Consider the following 3,416-nt stretch of genomic DNA (forward strand, 5'->3'; position numbering starts at 1 on the left):
CCAGTCGGAAATCACGCGCTCCGCTTCGTGAAAGCTTTCAAATCGGTAGTGCCACACACACTCTTCTTTGAGGCTGCGAAAGAATCGTTCCACAATGGCGTTCCCCTGGGGCGACCGATATGGGGTGTACGTAAGTTCGATCCCCAACCGATCGACCTCGTTGACAAACGCCCGGGCGCCAAACTGTGATCCGTTATCCGCCCGGATTTGCAGATCAGCGGGTACGGCCTTGGGTGAACCAAAGCGGTAGGCAACCGCTTGATCCAACGCCTCCCTAGCCCGCTCAGCTTTGGCGTCGAGGCTCAACCGAAAACCGACACATTCGCGATCACAGTGATCGACAATGGCAAAGAGGCTGGCCCAGCCGTCTTTGCCGCACCAAATCTTTGTCATGTCGATGCCCCATAACAGGTCCGAGTCATTCACCTCGACTCGTCCCACGTGGGTCCTGCGGGAGGCTTGATACCGCTTCACCTTTACTTGTAGACCATGGACCCGCATGAGGCGCTGGACACGCTTACGATTGACGACGATGGGATCATCACCAAAGCGCAACAGCGCCCAGATTCGCCGGTACCCGTAGTCGGGAAATCGGGCCACGAGCTCCTTGATTCGGGCTATCAAGCGGCATTCATCCGGATCCGGTTTGACCTGATGAGACTCGCGCTTCCTACTCAGGGCCTTGTAGAAGGCGCTGCGTGAGATGCCCATCACACGACAGACCAGATCGATCGGGTATTGTTTCGCCTCCCGGTGATAAAAGGCTACGACTTCTTCTGCCGACGGGCGAGCCAGTCTTGTTTTTTTTGATACAACTCGTTCTCCATCGTGAGGCGGCCAATCGTACGCTGGGCCTGGCGAAGCTGCTTTTCAAGCTCCGCCTCTCGTGCGGTACGTCCGCCGTGGGTGAGGCCTTCCTCAGCGGCTTTGAACACGGCCTCTTGCCACTCGTAATACATGGACTGGGTGATGCCATGGCGCCGGCAGATTTCCGCGACCGACTCCTGGCCCCTGAGTCCTTCGAGAACTACCTCCAGCTTCGCTTTGGCTGTCCAACGACGACGCTTTTCGGAGGGCTGTTGTTTCTCGCTCATCTCGTCTCACTCCCGTGACGGTGTATTCGACGAGCGAACTCACTCTCCGTTACGTCACTGTCAACCTTCTGTCGGGGTCAGTATATTCTGTTGTTGCGACCTTCTCCGCTGTTGATGGCTGCCCTCGCAGCCGATGTAGAGCTCTTGCGGACCAACCGCAAGGCCAAAGACACGTACTTCTTGGAACTACGCACTAAGGGACAGGGAGGCGGACCAAAGCGCTACGCCTACTACATTAAGAAGAGCCGGTTAAAGGAATACGTTAGCTCCGTGCTACGAGCAACCGAGTTTCAGGCCCTGCGCTCGCTCTTGGTAGGACGAGAGATTACCCAGGCGGAGTTGGCTGCCGCCGGTTTTAATCCACGAGATAAAGGTGCACTCGGTAAGTACGTACACAAATTGGCAGGAAATAGTAGTTGGACTCTGCGGACGTCAGTGGTAAGACCTGACGGCCAGTACAAGGAGGACCTGCTCATTACCCGAAGCAACCAGGATCCAGTGGCGGCCCTGGAACGTCTTGTGCTAGTGCGTATCGAACCCATTACGCAGGGATGGCGCATCAGTGATGTCATCTACCTCGCCCCGAGTCCCTTGGTGCTCCACATCCTTAAGGCCGACCATCGTTTCCTTACGGGCAATCCGCCACAGCCCGATCGGGCTTTCTTCCTGAAACTGAAGACCCATCACGATGGGAGGCGCCGGCAGTATTCGTATTACATCAGGCGCTCCCGAATTGACGCGTACTGCGCTGCTCTACTGAACCAGCCAATATGACCTGGGAGGTTGCCCTGATTGTCCAGTTTTTCGCAGCTGAGTGGTGATACTCGCACGCCGCGGCCATTTCTCAAGTGGGCGGGCGGCAAGAGCCAACTGCTCGCCCAATTCGAACCCCTCTACCCTGCGTCCTTTAATGCCTACCATGAGCCCTTTGTGGGGGGCGGAGCTGTTTTCTTTCACCTTTTTGCTACCGGACGACTGAGGGGCAAACGCGTTGTCCTTTCCGACATAAACCCTGAGCTCATAAACATCTACCGCGTGGTTCAAAACTCGGTTCACGAGTTGATTGAAGATCTGAAGCGGCACCGGAACGAGCGGGACTACTACTACGCCATTCGGGCGGAGGAGCCCCAGGACCCGGTCCGCCGGGCCTCCCGGATGATCTTCCTGAACAAGACCTGCTACAACGGCCTCTGGCGGGTGAACCGGAAGGGGAAGTTCAACGTCCCCTTCGGTCGGTACAAGAACCCCAAGATCTGTGACGAGGAGGCGCTGCTGGCCGCCCACGCTGCCCTCCAGAACGTGGAGATCCTGCTGGCCCCCTTTGAGACGGTGCTGGACCGGGCGAAGCCCGGCGACTTCATTTACTTTGATCCCCCCTACCACCCCCTGAACGAGACCAGCAACTTTACGAGCTACACCCCGGACAACTTCGGCCCGGAGGACCAGCGGCGGCTGGCGGCGGTCTTCCGGGAACTGGATCGCCGGGGATGCCTCGTGATGCTCTCCAACTCCGACACCCCCTTCATCCACGAGCTCTACCGGGGGTATCGGATCGACAAGGTGTGGGCGAGCCGGGCCATCAACAGCAAGGCCGACCGCCGGGGGCAGATCACCGAGGTGGTGGTGCGGAACTACTGAAACCAGGCGCCTTCAGACCGGCGAACCCGGCTGTAGGCGCCTCGGTCGTTTCAGGTCCCTTACTGCACTGTGCTTCCCAGCCCGAACCTGTACAGGCGTCGACATCCGTCCCAGTCGACGGAATTGACGGATAACAACCCGGAAGTGTACAATCTTACCGTCAGATTGAAACGAGACGTCTTCAGGAGGTCGCTTATGAAGCGGCGGCACCTCGTCCTTTCAGTTGCCTATTCGCCGGTGCGCAGGTTGACCTTGCTGGCGGCCTGCCTGGTGCTGTCCGTCGCCGTGGCTGCCAGGGTGAGCCGGGAGGGGGGCGACCTGCATCCCGCCCCGGTGGCCCGGGCGGCTACCGCCTCCCACACTCAGCATGTCCAGGAGGTCGGAGCCGTTCGCAGGCTGCCAGCCACCGACGCCGCCGAGACGGCCCCTCCCGTGCCGGTGGGGACCGCGTTGGCGTCGACACTGGCCGGGTGCGTGACGGTGGTCGGTTTGCTGGTGCAGCGGTACTCCTAGCGGTCCGGAGCGGCAGACTGTAGCTGGTGCCACTCCCTGGGGGGACCCGGGTTCGACAGTTTTCACCCGTTTTGAGGCACACAGTGAGAGGGAAAAACCCTTAACAAAGGGATTTCTTCACTCTGAAGCGAGGCAAAATCCCGAAATCGCGTAGGCACACGAATGGGAAAT

General features: G+C 59.0%; 5 protein-coding genes and 1 pseudogene. 4 read left to right on the plus strand and 2 right to left on the minus strand.

Features of this window, described 5'->3' with window-relative positions:
- Nucleotides 1-393, minus strand: a pseudogene (locus BAA01_15330) (hypothetical protein).
- A 96-nt stretch (nt 394-489) separates the two neighbouring features.
- Here BAA01_15330 and BAA01_15335 point away from each other — a divergent pair.
- The gene (locus BAA01_15335) at nt 490-702 is read left to right on the plus strand and encodes a hypothetical protein (protein ID OUM84449.1); all 213 of its coding nucleotides are present in this window, start codon (nt 490-492) and stop codon (nt 700-702) included.
- A gap of 62 nt (nt 703-764) precedes the next feature.
- On the opposite strand, the gene BAA01_15340 is transcribed toward BAA01_15335, so the two are convergent.
- Nucleotides 765-1,094 (minus strand): hypothetical protein, encoded by a 330-nt coding sequence (locus BAA01_15340; GenBank protein OUM84450.1) that lies wholly within the window; start codon nt 1,092-1,094, stop codon nt 765-767.
- A gap of 90 nt (nt 1,095-1,184) precedes the next feature.
- Here BAA01_15340 and BAA01_15345 point away from each other — a divergent pair, with 90 nt between their 5' ends.
- The 3 genes from BAA01_15345 (at nt 1,185) to BAA01_15355 (ending at nt 3,245) form a co-directional block, all read left to right on the plus strand.
- A complete protein-coding gene (locus BAA01_15345; protein ID OUM84451.1) occupies nt 1,185-1,868 on the plus strand; it encodes a hypothetical protein in 684 nt (227 codons plus the stop codon).
- A 36-nt stretch (nt 1,869-1,904) separates the two neighbouring features.
- Nucleotides 1,905-2,732, plus strand: a complete 828-nt coding sequence (locus BAA01_15350; protein ID OUM84453.1) for a modification methylase — start codon at nt 1,905-1,907, stop codon at nt 2,730-2,732.
- 195 nt (nt 2,733-2,927) lie between these two features.
- On the plus strand, nt 2,928-3,245 hold the full coding sequence (locus tag BAA01_15355) for a hypothetical protein (GenBank protein ID OUM84452.1): 318 nt from the start codon (nt 2,928-2,930) through the stop codon (nt 3,243-3,245).
- The last annotated feature ends 171 nt before the right edge of the window (nt 3,246-3,416 follow it).

The organism is Bacillus thermozeamaize (assembly GCA_002159075.1).
GTDB classification, from domain to species: Bacteria; Bacillota; Bacilli; order ZCTH02-B2; family ZCTH02-B2; genus Bacillus_BB; species Bacillus_BB thermozeamaize.